General features: G+C 65.4%; 13 protein-coding genes. 3 read left to right on the forward strand and 10 right to left on the reverse strand.

Annotated elements, in window-relative coordinates; genetic code table 11:
• Nucleotides 1-3 precede the first annotated feature (3 nt).
• The 5 genes from AC1MLZ_RS18040 to AC1MLZ_RS18060 form a co-directional block, all read right to left on the reverse strand.
• Nucleotides 4-1515 carry a tryptophan halogenase family protein gene (locus AC1MLZ_RS18040; RefSeq protein WP_480959687.1) on the reverse strand — a complete coding sequence of 504 codons (1512 nt, stop codon included), beginning with the start codon at nucleotides 1513-1515 and terminating at the stop codon, nucleotides 4-6.
• The gene (locus tag AC1MLZ_RS18045) at nucleotides 1512-2543 is read right to left on the reverse strand and encodes a cupin-like domain-containing protein (RefSeq protein WP_480959688.1); all 1032 of its coding nucleotides are present in this window, start codon (nucleotides 2541-2543) and stop codon (nucleotides 1512-1514) included. The genes AC1MLZ_RS18040 and AC1MLZ_RS18045 overlap by 4 nt, the downstream gene beginning before the upstream one ends.
• Nucleotides 2536-3246 (reverse strand): SapC family protein, encoded by a 711-nt coding sequence (locus AC1MLZ_RS18050; RefSeq protein ID WP_480959689.1) that lies wholly within the window; start codon nucleotides 3244-3246, stop codon nucleotides 2536-2538. The genes AC1MLZ_RS18045 and AC1MLZ_RS18050 overlap by 8 nt, the downstream gene beginning before the upstream one ends.
• Nucleotides 3246-4841: a tryptophan halogenase family protein gene (locus AC1MLZ_RS18055; RefSeq protein WP_480959690.1), complete on the reverse strand. Its 1596-nt coding sequence runs from the start codon at nucleotides 4839-4841 to the stop codon at nucleotides 3246-3248. The genes AC1MLZ_RS18050 and AC1MLZ_RS18055 overlap by 1 nt, the downstream gene beginning before the upstream one ends.
• Before the next feature lie 334 nt (nucleotides 4842-5175).
• Nucleotides 5176-8223 carry a TonB-dependent receptor gene (locus tag AC1MLZ_RS18060; RefSeq protein ID WP_480959691.1) on the reverse strand — a complete coding sequence of 1016 codons (3048 nt, stop codon included), beginning with the start codon at nucleotides 8221-8223 and terminating at the stop codon, nucleotides 5176-5178.
• A gap of 201 nt (nucleotides 8224-8424) precedes the next feature.
• On the opposite strand from AC1MLZ_RS18060, the gene AC1MLZ_RS18065 reads away from it, so the two are divergent.
• From AC1MLZ_RS18065 to AC1MLZ_RS18075, 3 genes are all read left to right on the forward strand, one after another.
• The gene (locus AC1MLZ_RS18065) at nucleotides 8425-10695 is read left to right on the forward strand and encodes a beta-glucosidase (RefSeq protein ID WP_480959692.1); all 2271 of its coding nucleotides are present in this window, start codon (nucleotides 8425-8427) and stop codon (nucleotides 10693-10695) included.
• A gap of 348 nt (nucleotides 10696-11043) precedes the next feature.
• A complete protein-coding gene (locus AC1MLZ_RS18070; RefSeq protein ID WP_480959693.1) occupies nucleotides 11044-11844 on the forward strand; it encodes an MFS transporter in 801 nt (266 codons plus the stop codon).
• Nucleotides 11805-12266 (forward strand): MFS transporter, encoded by a 462-nt coding sequence (locus AC1MLZ_RS18075; protein WP_480959694.1) that lies wholly within the window; start codon nucleotides 11805-11807, stop codon nucleotides 12264-12266. Before AC1MLZ_RS18070 ends, AC1MLZ_RS18075 begins: the two co-directional genes overlap by 40 nt.
• On the opposite strand, the gene AC1MLZ_RS18080 is transcribed toward AC1MLZ_RS18075, so the two are convergent.
• The 5 genes from AC1MLZ_RS18080 to AC1MLZ_RS18100 form a co-directional block, all read right to left on the reverse strand.
• Nucleotides 12263-13078 carry a glycoside hydrolase family 16 protein gene (locus AC1MLZ_RS18080; protein ID WP_480959695.1) on the reverse strand — a complete coding sequence of 272 codons (816 nt, stop codon included), beginning with the start codon at nucleotides 13076-13078 and terminating at the stop codon, nucleotides 12263-12265. The genes AC1MLZ_RS18075 and AC1MLZ_RS18080 overlap by 4 nt on opposite strands.
• 16 nt (nucleotides 13079-13094) lie before the next feature.
• On the reverse strand, nucleotides 13095-14849 hold the full coding sequence (locus AC1MLZ_RS18085) for an adenylyl cyclase (RefSeq protein WP_480959696.1): 1755 nt from the start codon (nucleotides 14847-14849) through the stop codon (nucleotides 13095-13097).
• 103 nt (nucleotides 14850-14952) lie between these two features.
• On the reverse strand, nucleotides 14953-15624 hold the full coding sequence (locus AC1MLZ_RS18090; protein WP_480959697.1) for a DUF6445 family protein: 672 nt from the start codon (nucleotides 15622-15624) through the stop codon (nucleotides 14953-14955).
• Between the two features lie 194 nt (nucleotides 15625-15818).
• Nucleotides 15819-17444 (reverse strand): amidohydrolase, encoded by a 1626-nt coding sequence (locus AC1MLZ_RS18095; RefSeq protein WP_480959698.1) that lies wholly within the window; start codon nucleotides 17442-17444, stop codon nucleotides 15819-15821.
• 43 nt (nucleotides 17445-17487) lie between these two features.
• The gene (locus AC1MLZ_RS18100) at nucleotides 17488-20664 is read right to left on the reverse strand and encodes a TonB-dependent receptor plug domain-containing protein (RefSeq protein WP_480959699.1); all 3177 of its coding nucleotides are present in this window, start codon (nucleotides 20662-20664) and stop codon (nucleotides 17488-17490) included.
• Nucleotides 20665-20802: the final 138 nt, after the last annotated feature.

The following is a 20802-nucleotide window of genomic DNA, read 5'->3' on the forward strand; positions in this document are numbered from 1 at the left end:
AACTCAGGCTGCGAGGACGGGCGAGGGTGCGGGCGCGGTGCCGCAGTAGCGCGCGACGTAGTCGGCATGCTCGGGCAGCCCCGCGACGGTCGCGTTGGTGCCGTCGCGCAAGCCGCCGAGAAGCCGCGCCAGTTCCTCGTCGCGCAGCTTGGTCGCGATCGGATGATAGCTCCGCGGGACGATCCCCTGGCCGAGCATCACCTGCACCCAGCTATTCTCCGCAAACAGCTCCTCGTTCTTGCGGAACACGCGGCCGGTCTCACGGAACAGCTCGATCTTCTGCTCCAGCGACGCCGGGATCGGCATCGCCGCGCACTGCCGCCAGAACGCGCTGTCGCGGCGGTTGGTGGCCTTGTAATGCAGGATCAGGAAATCGCGGATCTGCAGCATGTCGGTATGCTGCTGGTCGTTGAATTCGGCGACGTCGCGCGGCGATACGGCGCCCGACGGGAACAGCCGCAACAGCCGCAGCACGGCGCGCTGGATCAGGTGGATGCTGGTCGATTCCAGCGGCTCCATGAACCCGCCCGACAGGCCGATCGCGATGCAGTTGCGGTGCCATTGCTGCCGCCGCGCGCCGGTCACGAAACGGATCACGTTCGGCTCGGTCAGCGTCTTGCCCTCGATATTGCCGAGCAGCCGTTCGAGCGCGGCGTCGCGGTCGAGATAGCGGCTGCAATAGACGATGCCGTTGCCGGTGCGATGCTGAAGCGGGATGCGCCACTGCCAACCGGCATCATGCGCCATCGCCCGCGTATAGGGCAGCGCAGGCCGCACGCTCTCGGTCTGGATCGCGATCGCGGAATCGCATGGCAGATAATGCGTCCAGTCGTCGAACCCGGCGTGCAGCGCGCCTTCGATCAGCAGCGCGCGAAAACCCGTGCAGTCGAGGAACAGGTCGCCCTCGATCCGCGCGCCGGACTCGAGCACCAGCGCCGCGATATCGCCACTCTCGCCGTTCAGCTCGACCTGCGCGATTTTGCCCTCGATGCGGCGCGTGCCGTCGGCCTCCGCCATCCGCCGCAGGAACTTGGCATAGCGCGTCGAATCGAGCTGATACGCATAGTTCATCCGCTCGTCGGGCAGATGCGCGAACTTGCCCTGCAACGCGGCGCGCAGCTCGAGGCAATAATCGTCGTAGGGCTGGTCATGCCCCTTGGTCAGCCCGTGCAGCCAGAAATGCTGGAAGCCCGCCGACCAGTGATCCTTTCCCGTAATCCCGAACGAGTGGAAATAGCGTTCGCCACGGTCCTTCCAGTCGTCGAACAGGATGCCGAGTTTGAACGTCGCCTGCGTCTCGCGCATGAACTCGGCTTCGTTGATCCCGAGCAGGCGGTTGAAGGTGATCATCGGCGGGATCGTCGATTCCCCCACGCCGATCGTACCGATCGCATCGGATTCGATCAGCGTCAGCTCGATCGTGCTGCCCATCGTGCGGGCGATCGCCGCGGCGGCCATCCAGCCGGCGGTGCCGCCCCCGGCGATCACGACGCGACGAACAGGTGTGTTTTTCATCGGCTCAGCGCTCTCAGGAGGAAGGCGCGGAGGCGACCCGCGGTGTCGGCGGTGAGCGGCGCGAGCATGCCGCGCGCCGCCTCGGGAATGTGGTTCGTGACGTTGGGACCGTTGGCGAAGACATAATGATCGAACATATCGCGCCAATGCGCCTTCTCGTCCGCGGGCAGATCGCGGATCGCCAGCATCGCATGGTTCAGCGCGTCCTGCGGCTGGCCGAGCCACCGCGGCGTCTCGCGCCACCAGTAATTCACCAGCACGTTGAAGTCCGACAGCCCCTCGACATGGTGCCACCACATCGCCGGGATGTAGAGCGCGTCGCCGGCCTCCAGCTCCGCGACCTGCCCATGCCGCAATGCCTCGCGGAAGCGAGGGTGAGCGGCGAAATCGGGATGGTGGAAATCGACCATGCTGACCGCACGGCCAGCCGGGGTATTGTCGACCGGGCCGAGGTAGAGATTGCGGAACTGGTCGCGCGGAAAGACCGTAAAGCGCCGCCGCCCGACCGCGACGCAGGCGAGATTGTCGGGCACGTCGTTATGCGCCGCGATCCGTGTCCGGGTGCCCATCCAGATGCTGGAGAGCGGCGTGCGGTCGCCAAGCTCGACATGGTTCGCCTCGTGCAGTCCAACGAAGAACTGATGCATGTCGATCGACGCGAGATAGATGGCATGCGCGTCGGCGGCGCCTTCGTTGGCGTCGATCCGTGCGAAGATCTCCGGCAATTTCGCACGCAGCATCTGGAAGTTCATCGCGTGCGTCGCGTCGTAGAACAGCCGGCCGCCGCTGTCGGGCATCGCGACGGAGACCGCGAAGGGCAGGTCGCGTGCGTGGCCCTGGATATAGTCGCGCGCCGCCCGCGACGATCGCCGACCGGCCTGCACCATCGGCCAATCCGCGATCAACCCACGCACGATGAACGGCGTGGTCGCCTCGCGCAGATGCGCGTCCAGATCGGCGGGATCGCCAACCGCGATCTCGCGGATGCGCGGCATGGTCGCGAAGATACCGGGATCGGCATCAGCCATGATCGGTCCGGCGGTTCTTGCGCGCGACGAGATCGCCGATATTGCCGAGCGAGGCGAGCGCCATGAAGATCGGCATCAGATGCCCCGCACCGTGCAGGTCGGCGACCGCGGTATCGTCGAGCGCGACCAGCCGGTCCTCGTCGATGACATGATAGCCGACCAGCCGGTTCTTCGAGCCATCGTCGAGCGTCACGTCCATCGTCAGCGGTTCGAGCAGGTCGTACCGGCGCAAGGCGGCGAAGAAATCGGCCGATGCGACATAATCGGTGTCGAGCGCGCGGAGCTGATCGGCGATCCGTTCGAGATACGGCGTCGGTCGCCCGGTATCGTCGAATACGCGGACGCCTTCGCCTGCGCCGATCCGCGGGCTCGCCATGTCGATATGCACCTGGCGGACGTCGCCGTCGCCGCGCCCGACCAGGAACGGCTGGCTGTCGATCGCGAGCGGACGATAGCGCGCGTCCCATCCGGCGTCTGTCAGGAACAGGTTCTCGCCGGGCTCGAACCCGAACATCGCCAGCGCCGTGAAACTGCCGCGTGTCTGGTCGAGCTGGAACAGGATCGGATAATGCGTCTGGACGCGCCGGAACTCGCTGGGGACGGTGATGCAGGTCATCACCGCGTCGCCGAGCGCGGGCGAGCGCTCGGTACGGATACGCAGGTCGCGGTGGTCTTCGGCGGTGAGGATGACGTGGTCGGGCATCAGGCTATCGGTTCCATCGCAGGCAGTTCCATCGCAGGGGCGGTCGCATGCCGTAGGGCATCGAGATAGGCACGGTTAGTCGGCAGGCCAGCGGCGAGCATACGCCTGCGCTGATCGACCTGTGCGAGCAAGGTTTCCGTGCGTGCCCGGTCCGCCGTGGCGATCGGTCCACGCGTCGGCACCGGAAAGCCCATGCCGTACAGGACGTATTGATAGCTTGCGGCGGGGAAGATCTCGTCGATCATCGGGAAATCCGCGCGCGACGGTGGTTGATGCCGCCACAGCGTCAGCAGCTCGACGAGGCGCGGCGGGATCGATGCGGCGTCGCGGTGGTCGCGCCAATAGGGTTCGTCGCGTTCGCTCAGCACGTAATGCAGCTTCAGGAACTCGACGATCCGGTCCCAGCGATAGCGGAACAGCGCGTTGAAGCGGTTCGCGTGGATATCCACCGCGCCGCGGTGGCTGGGGAAATTGTCGAGCAGCGCATCGAGCGACAGTTCGATCAGGACGATCGCCGACGCTTCGAGCGGCTCGAGGAACCCGGCCGACAGTCCGACCGCGAGGCAATTACGCTCCCAGAACTTCGCGCGGTGGCGCGACTGGAACTTGAGCTGGCGGAAAATGGGCAGCGGAGCGTCCGGCGCGGTGGCGCGGATATAGCGCGCAAGCGTCTCCGCCGCGGCATCGTCGCTCAGATGCGCGGAGGAATAGACGCAGCCGACACCGCGCCTGGCTGGCAGGCCGATGTCCCAGATCCAGCCTGCAGCGTGCGCGGTCGCGTTGGTCTGCGAGGCGATCGGGCTGCCGTCCGCGACCGGCACCTGCACCGCGAGCGCGCGGTCGTTGAACAGTTCGCCGCCGCAGTCGACTGTGCCGATGCCATAATGCCCGCCGATCAGCAGCGCGGCGTGGCCGGTGCAGTCTAGAAACAGGTCACCGTCGATCGCGCCCGACGCGCGTGTCCGGACCGCGGCGATGTCACCGTCTCCGGTGCTGTCGATGCCGACGACGTGGTCGCGGACGTGACGCACGCGGAGCCGCTCGGTCGCATGGCGCGTCAGCAGTGCGGCGAGCTTGCCTGCGTCGAGATGGTAGGCATAGTTCAGCGTGCCGGCATAATCGGGCATCGCCCGCTGGCGCGGCGCGAGGTCGTGGTGGCAGATTGTGCCCTGAGCGCCGGCGATGTCCGCGAACCGCCCGCCATGCTCCGCCCAGGCTGCGACGATATCGCGCGGGTCGCCGTCGACGGGAGCGGTGAAAGGGTGAAGATAGCTGTCGTCGGCCGCGCCCGTCCGCCACCCGTCGAACCGCGACCCCTGCTTGAACGACGCGTCGCAGGCGAGCAGGAAGTCGGTCTCGGCGATGCCGATCCGTTCGAGCGTGCGGCGCATCGTCGGCCACGTGCCCTCGCCGACGCCGATCGTCGCGACATCGGGAGATTCGACGAGGGTAACGGAGAGCGGCCGCTGCGCGCCGCGATCGGCGCGCGCGGCGATCAGGCACGCGGCCAGCCAGCCGGCCGTACCGCCGCCGACGACCACGATGTTCGTGATCGGGTGGTCGCTCGTTACTCCGGGGCCGTTATCCGTGGCCATCGTCTGCTGCCTGTTTCCCTATTTCCGCACGCCAACTTGCTCCGTCGGCGGCGGGTGCGTCATCCTTGGCCGCCATCCTTCGTCGTCATCCTGACGAAAGTCAGGACCCAGAGCCAATGAGGACCGTCTTCAGGTACCCTGGGTCCTGACTTTCGTCAGAATGACGGAGCGGTTCGAGGCCGTCCATACCCTCCAATCCTCCCCCGCCAGGGGGAGGTGGCGCCGTAGGCGACGGAGGGGGAGGGCACGGAACAGCGGTTACCCCTTCCTCCCCCTCCGACTGGCAAGTGCCAGCCACCCCCCCCTTTGCGGGGGAGGATCCCAAACACCCGCCTCAGAAGTTGAAGCGCACGCCGCCTGAATAGCGTGCGTACCCAGGCTGCGCGAACGTCACGAAATTATCCGAGCGGCGATGGCCGCGACGGCCCTGGCCGGTGAGGTTGATCGCCTCGGCGAACACCGCGAGCCCCTTGGTCACCTGGACGCTCGCACTCGCATCGACTTGGCCGTACGCCTCGACATAGGTCGGGTCGAACGCGCCGCCGGCATAGAACTCGCCGCGCCAGTTATACGCGACGCGCGCCTGGATGCCGTTCTTGTCGTAATAGCCGACTGCGTTGGCGCTGTCGCTGAGCCCGGTCAGCGCGAACTGGCCGATGTTCGGATCGAGCGTGTTGTCGTATTTCGCGTCGCCGTTGACGATCGTATAGTTCAGGATGACGCCGAAGCCGGTTTCCCACAACCGGTGCTGGATCGCGAATTCCCAGCCGTTGATGTTCGCGGTCTGGTCGCTGTTGAACGGCTGGCTCAACTGGAAGTTGAACAGATCGTCCTCGGGCAGGCCGAAGATGTTGCCGTTCAGCAGGCCGGCATCGCTCGTGCCCGTGACCTGCGAGGAGGCGGGGAAATTGCGCAGGATATAGTCGCGAACGCGCAAATTGTCCGTCGTCCCGAGCGCCGCCACCGCTTGACGGTAGCGCGGCCCCGAGCCCGGGTTGCGCAGGTTGAACGCGGGCGTATTGAGCTGCGTCGTGCCGATGAAGTTCTGCACGTCCTTGGTGAAGTATCCGACCGAGACATAGCTCTCGGGGCCGTAATACCATTCCGCCGACAGATCGATGTTCTTCGACTTGTACGGGATCAGGTTCGGGTTGCCCTGGCTACCCGTGCCGCCGCCGATACGCGGGTTGGAGTCGATGTTCAGGCCGCCCTGGAGGCTGCCGTAATCCGCGCGCGTGATGGTGTGGCTGTACGATGCGCGCAGCTTGACGTTGCGGACCGGTTCGACGTCGAAATCGACCGCAGGCAACCAGTTGTGATACTTACCCTTCAGCGACGTGAAGGAATTGGCGCCGTAGGTAAGCGCGAATTCGTTGGCCCCCGTCCAGCGCGTCCCGTTCGGGATCGGCACCAGCGCCGAAGAGTTCACCTGCGTTTCATCATACCGAACGCCGCCGATGATATGCGCAGGCCGACCGAACACATCGAACTTGCCATTGAACTGCACGAAAGGCGAAATCGTCCGCTCACGAATCCGGCGATCGTTGGTGTAGTTGGCGAGGCAGGTGCCGGGCGCGGCCACGCCGGTCTGCGGCGCGCTGCAGATATTATACTGCGAGCGCAGCAATTCGGCCATCCGCTCGAAATTGAATGTGTAGATCGACTGCGGGATCGCGGGATTGTTCGCGCCCGAGACGCCCTTGAACTTGTCGGGGATGCTGGTGAGATTGAAGAAATCGTCGGGCACCGCCGCCGCGCCGAACGACGCGCCGCGCGGGTCGATCCCGCCCCAGGTCTCGTTCTGGATGAAGCCGTAGGCCGAGCGAACCTTGTTGTCGACGTACGAGAAGCCCCAGTCGATGCTGTCGAGGAACTCGCCGTCGTGGTCGTAATGGCCCTTCAACTGGAGCTGGTTGATCTCGTCCTTGAAATACGCATTGCGGAACGCGTTGCCGGTGGGCGTGATCAGCGCGGCGTTCAGCGGGTCGATACCCGGATACATCTGGTACGAAATGACCGGCAGGTCGTTCTCGAAGTTCACGGTCTGCGACTGGACGCCAAAGATCGCGCCGCCGATCGACGTGCTGCTGCCGTAATCGTTGGTCGGCTTGGACGTCGCGGTTGAGTGATGCGCGTCGAGCGACATCGTGACGTTGCCGGGCGCTTCCCAGGTCAGATTGCCGCCGATCGACTTGTTCTCGGATTTGTTCGCGGTAAGCGAGCTGCTGTACGACAGATCCTTGCCGGGCGCGAAACTCTCCGAATAGAAGACCGGGCCGGCGGCGGGGCCGTCGGTCCAGGCGCTGCGGGTATCGCCGAAGTTGAACCAGATGCCTACGCTGCTGTCGCGGACCTCGACCTTGTTGCTCGAATAGGTGAAGTCGAGCGTCGCGGTCAGCGTGTCGGTCGGCTTTGCCTGCAACACGAGCTGGCCGTTGATGCGCTCGCGGTCGATGTCGACGACGTTGTAGTTGGCGCTTTGCGGAATTTCGTAGACGTCGGTTGGACCGGGCCGGTTGGTAATGTTCGCGCCACCGGGCGTGCCGGGCTGTGCGAGCGTGCCCCAGTTGTTCTCCGCCCCCAGGAAGCCGTCGCGGAAGCCGACGCCTGACGAATTGTTGCTCGCCTTGCGCCGTTGATACGCACCGCTGAACAGGACGCCGATGCGGTCGTCGGCGAAGGTGGTGGACAGGATGCCCGACACTTCCGGCGTGATCTGGTCCTTGCCGTTGCGCGAGCTGTCGAGCACGCCCTTGGCGGCGATGCTGCCGCGCGTCCCCGGCTTGTCGAGCGGGCGCGGCGTGCGGATGTTGATGCTCGAACCGATGCCACCCGACGGTATGGCAGCACGGCCGGTCTTGTAGACCTCGACCGCGGCGACGCCTTCGGAGGCGAGGTTGGCGAAGTCGAACGAGCGCGATGCGGGCGCGCTGGCGCCGTCGCCGAGCGTCGAGGTCGGCATCTGGCGGCCGTTCAACGTGACGAGATTGTACTCGGGGCCGAAGCCGCGGACGGTGACGGTCGACCCTTCGCCGTTCGAGCGGTCGATCGACACGCCGGTGATGCGCTGGAGCGATTCCGCCAGGTTGGTGTCGGGGAACTTGCCGATATCTTCCGACGAGATCGCGTCGACCACCCCTTGGGCGTTGCGCTTGATGTCGATCGCCTCACGCAGCGAGGCGCGAATGCCGGTCACGACGATATCGTCGGTGGTATCGTTCGGATCGGCGGGGGTGGCCTGTGGCGCGATGTCGGACGGCCCTGGATTGCCAACGGTGGCTGCCGCGTCCTGCGCACAGGCCATTCCGGGCAGACCGACCAGAGCCAGTGCCGACGTGCCGATGACGAAACGCGAAAGCGAGCGAGCTGCGAAGCTACGCATGGTAATCCTCCCCTTTAGACGGCGCTATGATCTGCGCCTTTCCCGTGAACGTTCACTTTCCCGGTCCGCGAATTCGAGTCAAGCACGATAGCGCTACCGTTGTGAACGTTCTCAAATTATGCTGTTGATAGTGGCAGTGGCGCAACACGCCGCCGGATGATCGCCTTCAGAGCGGTTGCCGGAACAGGAAAGGACCGAAGGATGTCGAAGAGTTTTCGCGCAATATTGCTGGGCGCATCGTTGCTGGCGATTGCGGGCACCGTCTGTGCTCGGGATACGGAACACTCCCTGACCAATGCCCCTGCCACCGCCGATGCGCGAGTCCGCGCGAATGCGATCGTGGCGCGGATGACGCTCGATGAGAAGATCGCGCTGGCACACGGACTGTTCCCGCCGATGGCTGCCGGCAAAACCGCGAACGAACTTATTCCCTCGGCCGGTCATATCGACAGCATTCCGCGGCTTGGTATCCCGCTGGTGCGCGAAAGCGACGCGTCGCTCGGCGTCGCAAATCAGGTCGAACAGCGCAAAGGCGACGTCGCCACCGCGCTGCCGTCGAGTCTCGCGGCGGCGGCGAGCTTCGACGTCGCGATCGCGCGTGCAGGCGGCACGATGATTGGCGCGGAGGCGCGCGCCAAGCGGTTCAACGTCCTGCTCGCAGGCGGCGTGAACCTGACGCGGGACCCGTGGAACGGTCGCAATTTCGAGTATCTGGGCGAGGATCCGTTGCTCGCCGGAGAGATGGCTGGCGCGCATATCGCCGGGGTGCAATCGAACCATATCGTGTCGACCGTCAAGCATCTCGCGCTCAATGCGCAGGAGACTGGGCGCATGGTCGTCAACGCACGGATCGACGAGGCGAGCTTGCGGATGAGCGACCTACTCGCCTTCCAGATCGCGATCGAGAAGGGGCGGCCGGGGTCGGTGATGTGCGCCTATAACAAGATCAACGGTGACTGGGCGTGCGAGAACCGGCATTTGATGACCGACGTGCTGAAGCGCGACTGGGGCTATCGCGGCTGGGTGATGAGCGATTGGGGCGCGGTGCATTCGACCGCCAAGGCGGCCAACGCCGGGCTCGACCAGCAATCGGGGCAGGAACTCGACAAGGCGATGTATTTCGCCGCGCCGCTAAAGGCTGCCGTCCAGTCGGGCGCGGTGCCGGCCGGACGGCTCGACGACATGATCGCGCGCTATCTGACCGGGCTGATCGAGACGGGTGCGTACGACAATCCGGTCCCGACGACCGCGCAGACGCCACCCTATGCCGCGCATGCCGAGGTCGCCCAGCGCGCTGCCGAAGCGGGCATCGTGCTGCTCAAGAACGACGGCGACCTGTTGCCGATGGCGCGGACGGCGAAGCGCATCGTGCTGATCGGTGGACGCGCGGATGTCGGCGTGCTGTCGGGCGGGGGGTCGAGCCAGGTCCGCTCGGTAGGCGGTGCGCCGATCGAGATCCCGCTGACGTCGGGCGCGGCGATGTCGTTCGCGCGCTATACCTATCACGCATCCTCGCCGCTGAAGGCGCTGCAAGCCGCGCTGCCGGGTGCGACCGTGACGTTCGTCGACGGCAAGGACGTCGCGGCAGCGGCCGCGGCGGCGCGCAGTGCGGACATCGCGATCGTGTTCGCGACGCAGTGGACGACCGAGGCGCAGGACGTTCCCACCTTGTCGCTGCCCGACAACCAGGACGCCCTGATCGCCGCGGTCGCTGGAGCCCAGCCGAGGACGGTCGCGGTGCTCGAAACCGGCGGGCCGGTGCTGATGCCGTGGATCGGCTCGGTTCCGGCCGTGCTCCAGGCCTGGTACCCCGGCCAGCGCGGCGGCGAGGCGATCGCCAACATCCTGACGGGTAGGGTGTCTCCGTCGGGCCGGCTGCCGATCACGTTCCCCGTTGCCGCGTCGCAAGCGCCACGTGCGGCCCCGGTCGGGCTGGACCGTTTGACGTCGGTCGAGGCACAGGCGGCGGCCAATCCGGCGAACGCGTCGACCTTCCAGCTCGACAGCTTTCCGGTCGACTATGTCGAGCGCGCGAACGTCGGCTATCGCTGGTACGAGCAGCAGCGCCAACGCCCGCTCTTCGCGTTCGGACACGGCCTCAGCTACACCAGCTTCGCCTATCGCAACCCGGTAGTGACGGGCGGGCGATCGCTGAGCGTCACGTTCGAGGTCACCAATACCGGCAAGCGGGCAGGGGCGGACGTCCCTCAGATGTACGTCGCGCGCGATGGCGCCAGTCCAGGTGGGGCCACGCCGATGCGGCTCGCCGGCTTTGCACGCGTGACGCTGAAACCAGGGGAGACGCGGCGGATCACGCTGACCGCCGAACCGCGCATCGTCGCCGATTACGACACGAAACTGCCCGGCTGGCGCATCGTGGGAGGCGCGTATCGCGTGGCGCTCGCGCATGATGCGCAGGACCGGGCATTGGTCGTTACAGCCAAGCTCGATGCGGCGACGATGAAGCCGTAGTTTTGCAGGCACTCACGTTACGATCCTCCTTCCGCAAGGGGGAGGTGGCGCTGAAAGCGACGGAGGGGGAGGACACGGAACAGCGGTTCTCCCTCACCGCCCCCTCCGTCGGGCTGTGCCTGCCACCTCCCCCTGGCGGGTGAGGATTTAGAAGTCGGACGGGGCTTAACGTCGCCCCACCTGATAAGCGGAGTCATGTCTCCCCGCGAAGGCCGGGACCCAGACTGGGCTCCCGCCTTCGCAGGAGAACAAGGGGCGGACGTGACTGTCCTTGGGTTCGTATCCGGAGCGTGCTGGAAGGGCGGGCGCGCAGTTGCCTGTCCGGCCCGGACCGGGTTAGGTGAGCGGATGGCGCGTCTACCCGTTTTCCGCGACTTCGTGCCTGCCCCCGAGCGTCGCTCCACCGGTTTCCTGCTGGTGTTCGCGCTCGCCTATGTCGGTGGGGTCGTCGGATATCTCCCGCTGCTGACGCTGTTGCTGCCGATCAAGGTCGACGCGGTCGCGCGGGCGGGGCGGCTGGACGTTCTCACCATGATCGTCGTTACGGGTGCTCTGGCGGCGAGCGTGTCGAACATCGTGTTCGGGTGGCTGAGCGATCGATCGGTTGCGCGGGGCGGTGGGCGCCGGGGGTGGCTGGCTGGAGGCTTCGTCGCGACTGCGATGGCCTACGCAGCGATGGCTGTCGCGACGACGCCGAATGCGCTGATCCTCGCTGTAATTGCATTCCAGGTGGCGGTGAACGCGCTGCTCGCGCCGCTGCTCGCGATCATGGCCGACGAAGTGCCCGATGCGCAAAAAGGGGTGGCCGGCGGCTTGCTGGCGATGGCAAGTCCGGTGGCGTCGGCCTTGGCGGCGCTGCTGATGGCGACCACGTCGCTGAGCGAAACGGCGCGGCTTGCGATCGTGCCGCTCGTGGTCGCGTGCTGCATCGTTCCGCTGTTGCTGACACCGGCGCAACCGATCGCCCGGATCGATCCGACATCGCCGATCAAGGCAGTGCTGCGGCGGGATCTGGCGCTCGCATGGAGTGCGCGCCTGTTCGTGCAAGTCGCCGGCAGTGCGCTGTTTTCGTCTATCTCTTCTACTATCTCGAAAGCATCGCGCCGTCGGTGGCGCCGGTTACGATCGCAGCGCGGATGGGGATGGTGATGATCGTCGCGTACACCTTGCCGCTGCCGATCGCGGTGCTGGTTGGACGACTGGCGGATCGCTCCGGGCGGACCAAGCCGTTCCTGTTCGCCGCCACGATCGTTGCCGCGTCCGGGCTGTGTGGAATGGCCTTCGCCAATGACTTTGCGAGCGGCGCGGTCGCGTTCTGCGTCTATACCGCGGGCGCGTCGGTGTTCCTTGCGCTGCACGCATCGTTCGCCATGCAGTTGCTGCCGAACCCACTGCACCGCGGCCGTGACCTGGGACTGCTCAACCTGACCAACACGCTGCCGGGGCTGCTCGGGCCGACGCTGACCTGGGCGCTCGCGACGCCGACTGATTTCGATGCGGTGATGCTGGTACTCGCGGCGCTGACGCTGTGCGGCGGGGTGATCATCCTAGCCGCGCGCGGTCGACGCTAGCGGCGCCAGTAGCGGACGTAATCGACCGACATGCGTTGCGGGAACGCGGCGTCGTCTATCCCCTTCTGGCCACCCCAGTCGCCGCCGACCGCGAGGTTCAGGATCAGCTCGTACGGACGCGTGAAGGGCCAGGCCGCCTTGCCGCCAGGCTGGTCGTTGGCGACGCGCATGACCGCGCGGCCATCGACGCCGATCGTGATCGCATCCGCACGCCAGTCGAGCTGATAGCGGTGGTACGCGGTGCACGCCGTAGCGACGTGCGTCTGGGCGCCACGTTGCGTACCCTTGACGTGGTTGAAGGCGCCGCTGTGCAGCGTTGCGTGGACGGTCCCGGCGTCCCAGCCGACCATCTCCATGATGTCGATTTCGCCCTCGTCCGGCCATGTGCCGCCGGACGGCAGCAACCAGATCGCCGGCCAGCTGCCGCGTCCGCAGGGCAGCTTCGCACGGACTTCGTAAAAGCCGTAGCCGCGCGGTTGGCGCGAGACGAGCTTGGCGGAGGTATAGGCTTGGCCGCCCCAGTCGGCGAACCGCGCTTTATCGAGCGTCTCGCGCCGCGCCTCGATCACCAGCGCGCCGTCTTCGATCCGCGCGTTCTCGGCGCGGTCCTTCGCATAATATTGCCGTTCGTGATTGTACCAGCCCTCGGCGTTGCGCGAGGTGTCGAAACGCCATTTGGTCTGGTCGACTGCCTTGCCGTCGAACTCGTCGGCAAAGCTCGGCTTGCCTTTGGGCGCGGGCATCGGCGCGCTCACGCTATAGTTGGTCGCACCCAAAGTGGCGGCTTGCGCGGCCAGTATCAGCAGGATCATCGGAGGGCCCTCGTGGTCATGGATAGCTGGTCAGCGTCTGACGGACGGCACCCGGTCGTGCGGCGGCGCCCGTGTCGTTGACGAGATGCGCGATCGTACCCTGGCCGGTGCCGAGCGAGATCGTCGTGATACTCGCAAAGCGGACGCCCGGCCGACGGGGTGCTTCGACCGCGCTGTCCAGCACGATCGAGGGATCGGCGGTGAAGTTGGCGTAGATGCCCATTCCGGTCGCCTCATGCGTCTGGACGGTATCCGCGACCTTGTACGCGGCCCAGCCTCGCGTCGATCCCGCCCTGTATGCAGCCTGGTTCGGTGGATCATACGGGAGTTCGCACTGGTAGAAATAGGTCCGGCCGCGTTCGCCGTTCCACGTCACCTGGTATTTCTGGAAATGCTCGACGAAGAGGCCGTGGATGGTCACGTCGTCGCCGTTGACGATCAGGCCCTGGTCGGCGGTGCTCTCGTCCCAGCCGACATGCACGCGGCCGCCTTCACGGTCGCCGTGGTCGGCGCGCCAGATCCAGAGATGATCGCCGATCACGTGGTGGCTGTTGATCTCCAGGCAGGTCCCGGCCTTGCCGATGGTTGCGCCGCCGACCCGGAAGAACAGGTCCGCAAGCACGGCAGGGTTGCGGCTGTGATCGCGCTTGGCGCCTCTGGGACCGACCTGGACGAGCACAGGCGTTTCGACCGGCCCGGCGTCGATCAGCAGGCCGGCGATCGCGACGCCCGGAACGTCCGCGACGACGATCGCCGCGGCGCCGTTTTCGGCGAGCAGCGTCGCCAGCCCCAGACCGAGCACGACCGTGTCGGCGTGCTCGATCCGTAACGGCACGTTGAGGCGGTAGAGGCCGGGGGTCAGCAGGAGGTGCTTCCCGGCGGCCAGCGCTTCGTTGATCGCGGAGATCGGCGTGTCGGGGCGGGCGATCAGGAACCGGGACAGGGCGATCGACGTGCCGGCCGGGGCGGCCTCGGCCCAGCTCGTCCCACGCGTGTCGCGGCGCAGGGCGGGAACGAAGACTGCCCATTCCCCGGTACGGGTGACGTAGAGGAACGGCTTCTCGCGGACCACGGGCACCGTTGGCAGGCTGGTATAGGGTGGTTCGGGAAAGCTCGTCGGCGGGGCGCCATCGACGCCCGCGAACATCATGTTCCAGTTCGATCCCTGCCACGCGCCGATATGGCTGTTGCGGGTGAACCATTGCTGTTGCGTACCCGAGCGTACGGTTCCGTCGATCCGGCAATCCGCCATGAACCCGCCGCTCGCCCAGCCGCCATCGTCGAGCGCCAGATCGCCGCGCAGGTGAATGCGACGATAGGGCGCGGCCTGCGACACTGCCCAGCGATCCGCACCGTTGGCGGGCCGTACCGAGAGATTCTCGACGCCGCGCCAGAAATTGACGAGCGCCATGCCCTTTGCCCAGTCGGCCTCGGCGTGGACGTGGCCGTCGATCACGACGTCGCCGGGCAAGCGACCGAGCCCTGCGACCTGCGTGAAGAACCCGACGTTCACGTCGACCGGGTAGCGTCCCGGCTTGAACAGGATCGCATGCCGCGCGTCGGTGAAATGCGCGCGTTCCTGCTCGCGGAAGATGGCGTCCACGCGCGCCTGCACGGTGGTGGCGGGCATACTCGGATCGACGATGAAGACGTGGGGGCCGAAATCGGGCGTCTCCCCGCCTGCGGCTGCCTCTGCCGCGGTCGTCGGGAACGCTGCGACAAGGCCCGTTCCGCCAAGTCCTTCGAGAAACGCCCGGCGCGTATGGTTCAAGGCTGGCCTCCCCAATATCCGCTCCGGAACCGTCGCCGCGTGGTGCGGACCCGATCCGGTAGCGTCACCGGGTTAGGCCAAGCGAACCCTCGGCTCAACCGCCTCATTCGATCGCGAGGAATGCAGTGACCGTCAGCCGCCCCACCGAAGGATCCGCCGAGAGTAGCGCGTCGCTTGGGATCGCGCCGCTGTGCAGGACGTAGCTCCGATACAGCAACGCACGGTTGTAGTCGGCATCGACCAGCGCCGTGCGTTCGAACAGCGCCGTATCGCCCGCGATATACCCTTCGGGCGGCGTCGCTTCGACTTCGGTGCCGAGTTGTTTGAAAAACGTGGCGGCACGCGTCTCGTCGATGGTCTCGAACCCGGTCTCGCGATGCCGGAAAAACGCCGTACCGTCACGGATTGTCGGCGAGAGGTAATGGATCAGCGCGATCCGGTCGCGCCCGTAAGCGTCGACATGCGGGAGACGTTGTCGAATATCGAGCGCGTCCGGGGTGATCGTGACCATCGAGAATTGCGCATCGACGACTTGGATGCGGCGGCACGGTCCGAACTCCCGCCCCAGCGCGCGTGCGACCAGGGGAAGCTGATCGCGTAGATACGTGTCGGGAAGGGCGGCGCGGATGCCGGGATAATGCTGCCCCGCGGAGACGAACGCGGCCTCCGCCGCCGCGCTGCGCAACCGATCGGGATCGCCGGCAAAACCGTCGATGATGACCAGCGGCTCCGCCTCGTGCCCGATACGTCGTCTGGTGATACTCCGTATGGTCATGACCCTTCGTCCATTACCGGCAGTTACCACAAAGGCTAAAGCAAACTCATCCAGCAATCTCAATGATCATGGTGGACCACGATGGTCCACGCGCATGAGTGTGTGCTTGTGCAATGCGCAATCTCTTGAAAAAATGGCGGTATATGTTTGTCCATATAAACCGCCATTCATTCGATCAGCTGAATATTCGCCTATCAGGGTTTGATAGAATTAACGTTCGGATAATTGATGCCCAGCTGGTTCAGGTAGGTCGGATACTTTGCCGGATCGTAATAGAACTTCTTCATCTCCGGTCGGATCCGTTCCATGAGTTCCTTGTTGAGGTGGATGGCAGGGGGGTCGTTGGCCGTAACTACGGGGTCGTACTTCTGGTCCTTGAACTGGACATCTTTTTGGAAAGCTTTCGCTTCGGTCACCAGCTGCGGTGTCGTCATGATGTCGAGCACGGTCATCGACACTGCCTTGGCGCCTGCCACCGCACCCTTGTGGGCGATCGGCGTGGCCATCGCGATGGCTGACAGCACGTTGTGCCCGATCATGCTGGGTATGTTCGAGGGATAGCGGACCGTGATCGTCGGGACCGTCCACATCACATCGCCGATATCGTCGGATCCGCCGCCCAGCGAACGCTCGCGGTTCGCCGGGGTGGACAGGTCGGTGATTGTCGTCGGCAACGCCTTTACCGTGCGCTTGTTGGTTTCCTGTACCGTCTTGGCGAACGCCTGGTCGTCGCTGCTCCAGTTGGGCATGCCGACCGCCTTGATGTTGGCATAGGCCGCTTCGGCTAGCGGCTTGTTGCCGTAATTGGGTGCGGCATAGCCGAGCAGCTTGTGCTCGACGGTAGTGCCGGTTGCCTTGGCCGCGGCGTCGGCGATCTCGTTGCCGGTGGTGTACAGGTCGCGGACGCTGTCGAAATTCAGGTCACGGAAATAATACCAGACGGTGGCGAGATCGGGGACGATGTTGGGCTGCCCGCCGCCGTTGGTGATGACGTAATGGGATCGCTGCGTGACGGGCAGATGCTCGCGGCGCATGTTCCAGGCGACGTCCATCACCTCGACCCCGTCGAGCGCGCTGCGCCCCTCCCACGGCGAGCCGGCGGCATGTGCGGTCTTGCCGTGGAAGGTGTATTCGGCGGACACCAGCGCGTTGCTGCCGCTGTTGCCCCAGCCGGTGCTGAAATCGCTGCTGACATGCGCGAAGATCGACATGTCCACGCCCTTGAACAGGCCTTCGCGGACATACCAGGCCTTGGTCGCGAGCAGTTCTTCGGCAACGCCGGGCCACAGCATCATGCGACCGGGAATCTTGTTCTTCACCATCACGTCCTTGGCGGCGATGGCGGCGGCGATCATCATCGGCATGCCGGAATTATGACCCTCGCCATGTCCCGGTGCACCTGCGATCATCGGCTTGAGCGTCGGTGACCCCGGGTATTGTGACAGGCCCAGCAGGCCATCGACGTCGCTGCCGAGCGCCACGAGCGGCCCGCCCGTGCCCCAAGTCGCGGTCCACGCCGTCGGAATGCCCGCCACGCCCTTGGTGATCGTGAAGCCCTCCTTCTTCAGGATGCCGGTGAGATACTCCATCGTCTGGAATTCCTGGAATCCCGGCTCGGCAAAGCTGAACAGGGAGTCGACCATCTGCTGGATCAGCTTGGCGTGCGCCTCGACGTCGGCGACCGCCTGTTTCTTCAGGCCGTCGCGATCGACGCCGGGGGTAGTGGCCTGAACCGGAGCAGGTTCGGCTACGGCGGAAGCGGTGGTGCTGCAAAGGCCGGCGGCAATCAGCGCGGCAATCAAGGGGCGTGTATCGGCCATGTCATATCTCCTAGAAATGTGGTGGTAGAGGGGGGCAGGTCCCTCAGATGCCGATGCGGACGCCCATGCGGAACACGCGGCCGAGCACGTCGTAGAGTGCACGGTTCGTCTGCGGATAAGCGGGGGTGTTGTTGCCGGTCGGCCCGTTGGCGACGAGCACCGGATCGCTGTTGAAGAGGTTGCGGATCGACACGAAGACCTGCGCCTTCGCCCCGCCGGTCTCGAACGCGTAGCTCGCGTTCACGTCGTAGAAGAACTGCCCCTTGATGCTGTTCGTATTGACCGTCCGGTAATCGGCGGTCGAAAGCGGGCAGCCCGTGGTGCAGACGACGTAGTTGTTGTTGTAGACGCCGCCGCTGACCCCGCGGGCGATACCCTGGACGCTGAACCCGGAGTCGAGATCGTATGCGGCGGTGAAACGGTACGTCCAGTCGGGCAGGCCACCGGTGTTCTGCCCGGCGAGATCGGTCGTCGCGGTGACGCCGTTGTTGCTGGTCAATTCGAACGCATAGCTGGCGAGCGCCCGCAGCGTCAGGTTGCCGGGGCCGATCGCACGGCGATAGCTGGACTCGATATCGATGCCGCGCGTCTTCAGGCTGACGAAGTTGATGGGCTTCACCTCGATGCTCGTCACCGGCAGGCCCAGCGTCGTGACGCCGCGGCCGCCGGTGGTCGAGATGAAGGAGCAGGCGTCGGTGATGCTCTGCTGATAGCATTGGTCGACGATCGTCTGGGCGAGGAGCGAATCGATCGCCCCGTCCAGCTTGATGTCGTAGTAATCGACCGAGGCGGCGAAGCCCGGCAGGAAGGTCGGCGTCAACACGACGCCCCCACCATAGGTCTTTGCGATTTCGGGCCGCAGGTCGGCATTGCCGACGGTCGATTCATTGAACTGGTTGGCGGCGATGCTGCCGTTCACCTGCGGCACGTTGACGGTGTTGGTGCGGCCGGTGCCGGGTGCGAACAACTCGCTGAGATTGGGTGCGCGGATGTCGCGCGAGATCGTGCCGCGCAGCTTGATGTCGGGAATGACCTGCCATGTCATGCCCGCCTTCCACGTCTCGACGGTGCCGGAGGTCGAATAGTCGGTGAAGCGGAACGCGCCGTTGAAATCCATGCCTTTGAAGATCGGGATCACCGTTTCGACATAGGCTTCCTTGACGGTGTACCGTCCCTTGGTCGGCAGGTAATTGCCGTAGATCCAGGTGCCGGTAGTAACCCCATTGGCAACGAGCGGTTGATACAGCTGGTCGACCGATCCGGTAACGGATTCCTTGCGCGATTCAGCGCCGAACGCGACCGAGATCGGCCCTGCCCAAAGATCGACCAGACTGTTGGTCGAGAAGTTGATCGCCGCAACCTCCTGCTTCAGTTCCTGTTTCCGGAGCGGTTGGCGGCCATTGTAGAGGACATAGGCGATCGCCTCGGGCGAGGCACCGTTCGTGCCAAGCCGGTTGAGCGGTGCGCACGACCGGTCGTTGTTGTTCGGGTTCGCATCGACGTTGATCCGACACACCACGGTTCCCGCCGCATAGCCGCCGGTATTGCCGGCCGCCGCGACGACCGCGTCGGTTGCCGCCGCCATGCGGGCGACGTTCCAGGCATTGGTCAGCAGCTCGTTCGTCTTGGTCTTGCCCAGCTGGTAATAGCCGCCCCATTTCCAGTCGCTCGCCCCGATCGAGAACGCACCGTCCGCCCCTGCGACATAGCGGAACACCTGGCGTTCATTGTCGCTGCCCTGGGGTGGCAGGAAGATGTTGCTGGTGCCGATCTGAAGCGAGGTCAGGTTGTTCGCGACCATCGCCGCACGCGTCGCGTCGGGCAGATAGGCGTTGTCGCGCTGGATCGTCACGCCGGTCGTCGGCGTCTGCTGATAATAGCTCTGGCCGCGGTAATTGCTGTACGAGAACTGGCCGTACAGCTCGACCAGCGGCGACACCTCGTAGCTCAGTCGGCCAAAGACGCTGCTGCGCTTTTCCTCGGGCTGCAACGTCGCGCTGCTGCGATGGCCGGCGGTGGTGATGTCGGTGTCGCCACCCACCATCCACTGGCCGCTGGTGGGACCGAAGTTCAGCTGGTTCACGGTCGCCTTGCCGGTCGCCGGATTGACCGACCCGAAATAGGTGCCGCGCAACGGCCCGGTGCTGACGAGGCCGCCGGGCGTGAACTGGCCCGTGCCGATGCCCGATGCGATCAGGAATTCGTTGACGCAGGGTGTGCCTAGCGACGCGGCGTCGGTGCAGCGGGCCGCGGAATAGGCCGGATTGTTGGCGAGGAAGAAGCCGCTGTCGTTCCAGTCGCGATCGATCGACTGGATGCCCTTTTGCGAGAAATGTTCGCCCGATACGATCAGGTGGCCGCGGCCGTCCGCGAACGCCTTGCCGCCGGTCGCCGTCACCTTGTGGTTCGGCGCGTCGCCATAGGTGGTGACGCCGTGCTCATACTCCATCTTGAAGCCGGTATAGTCACGGTCGAGGATGAAATTGATCACGCCCGACACCGCATCCGAGCCGTAGGCGGACGAGGCGCCGCCGGTGACGACCTCGACCCGTTCGATCAGCGCCTGCGGGAAGGTGTTGACGTCGACCTGGCCGGTCGTGGTCGAGGCGACCGAGCGCTGGCCGTCGAACAATACCAGGGTGCGGGCCGCGCCCAGGTTGCGCAGGTTGACCGAATTGATGCCGGCCGCGCCGTTGCTGAGCGAGCCGTTGCTGCTGGCCGACGTGCCGCTGCCACGAACCGCGGGCAGGGTGTTGACGAAATCGGAGATGTTGGCGGGTGCTTCGGCCTTCAGTTCCTTGGCCGTGACGACGCTGACGGGGGTGGGGGCGCTGTAGCCGTTGCGCTCGATCCGCGATCCGGTGACGACGATCGCGTCGCCCTCTTCCGCCGGGGTATCGCCAGTGACGGGATCGACCGCCATTTCGGGCTTGCCGCCAGGTACGTTCGTCGTTTCCCGATCGGTGGGCGCAGACTTGGCAGGGCCGCGCTCCGTCTGGAAGGCGACATCCTGCGGTCCGGCACCGGTCTGGTTACCAAGAGTCTGGTCGACAAGCGCCTGGTCGGCAAGCGTCTGGGCCGATGCGGCATGATTGACGAAGCACAGTGCCAGCACGCCGACGCTCATCAGGCTATGGCTCTTCAGGCGACGGATCGTTTGGGCAGTCGGCTGGGCATGGATTGCGGAAGCACCGCCACCGGTGCCAGATAGAACAGTCATGGATAGCCCCCTTCGAAAAATCGGGTGCCGTCCAGATATCCCCCCGGATTATCGTTCTCGTTGGTTCCTGCCTGCTATCGGGTTGGCCGGGTTTCCCGGTCCTGTTCCTGTATAGAACCTATCAGATGACGCCTGCCG

It is taken from the genome of Sphingomonas sp. PEI4 (assembly GCF_056679955.1).

Excerpts from the sequence above, each read along its gene's own strand:
- AC1MLZ_RS18040 (WP_480959687.1), bottom strand. The coding sequence starts at position 1,515 with ATGAAAAACACACCTGTTCGTCGCGTCGTGATCGCCGGGGGCGGCACC.
- AC1MLZ_RS18045 (WP_480959688.1), bottom strand. The coding sequence starts at position 2,543 with ATGGCTGATGCCGATCCCGGTATCTTCGCGACCATGCCGCGCATCCGC.
- AC1MLZ_RS18050 (WP_480959689.1), bottom strand. The coding sequence starts at position 3,246 with ATGCCCGACCACGTCATCCTCACCGCCGAAGACCACCGCGACCTGCGT.
- AC1MLZ_RS18055 (WP_480959690.1), bottom strand. The coding sequence starts at position 4,841 with ATGGCCACGGATAACGGCCCCGGAGTAACGAGCGACCACCCGATCACG.
- AC1MLZ_RS18060 (WP_480959691.1), bottom strand. The coding sequence starts at position 8,223 with ATGCGTAGCTTCGCAGCTCGCTCGCTTTCGCGTTTCGTCATCGGCACG.
- AC1MLZ_RS18065 (WP_480959692.1), top strand. The coding sequence starts at position 8,425 with ATGTCGAAGAGTTTTCGCGCAATATTGCTGGGCGCATCGTTGCTGGCG.
- AC1MLZ_RS18070 (WP_480959693.1), top strand. The coding sequence starts at position 11,044 with ATGGCGCGTCTACCCGTTTTCCGCGACTTCGTGCCTGCCCCCGAGCGT.
- AC1MLZ_RS18080 (WP_480959695.1), bottom strand. The coding sequence starts at position 13,078 with ATGATCCTGCTGATACTGGCCGCGCAAGCCGCCACTTTGGGTGCGACC.
- AC1MLZ_RS18090 (WP_480959697.1), bottom strand. The coding sequence starts at position 15,624 with ATGACCATACGGAGTATCACCAGACGACGTATCGGGCACGAGGCGGAG.
- AC1MLZ_RS18095 (WP_480959698.1), bottom strand. The coding sequence starts at position 17,444 with ATGGCCGATACACGCCCCTTGATTGCCGCGCTGATTGCCGCCGGCCTT.
- AC1MLZ_RS18100 (WP_480959699.1), bottom strand. The coding sequence starts at position 20,664 with ATGACTGTTCTATCTGGCACCGGTGGCGGTGCTTCCGCAATCCATGCC.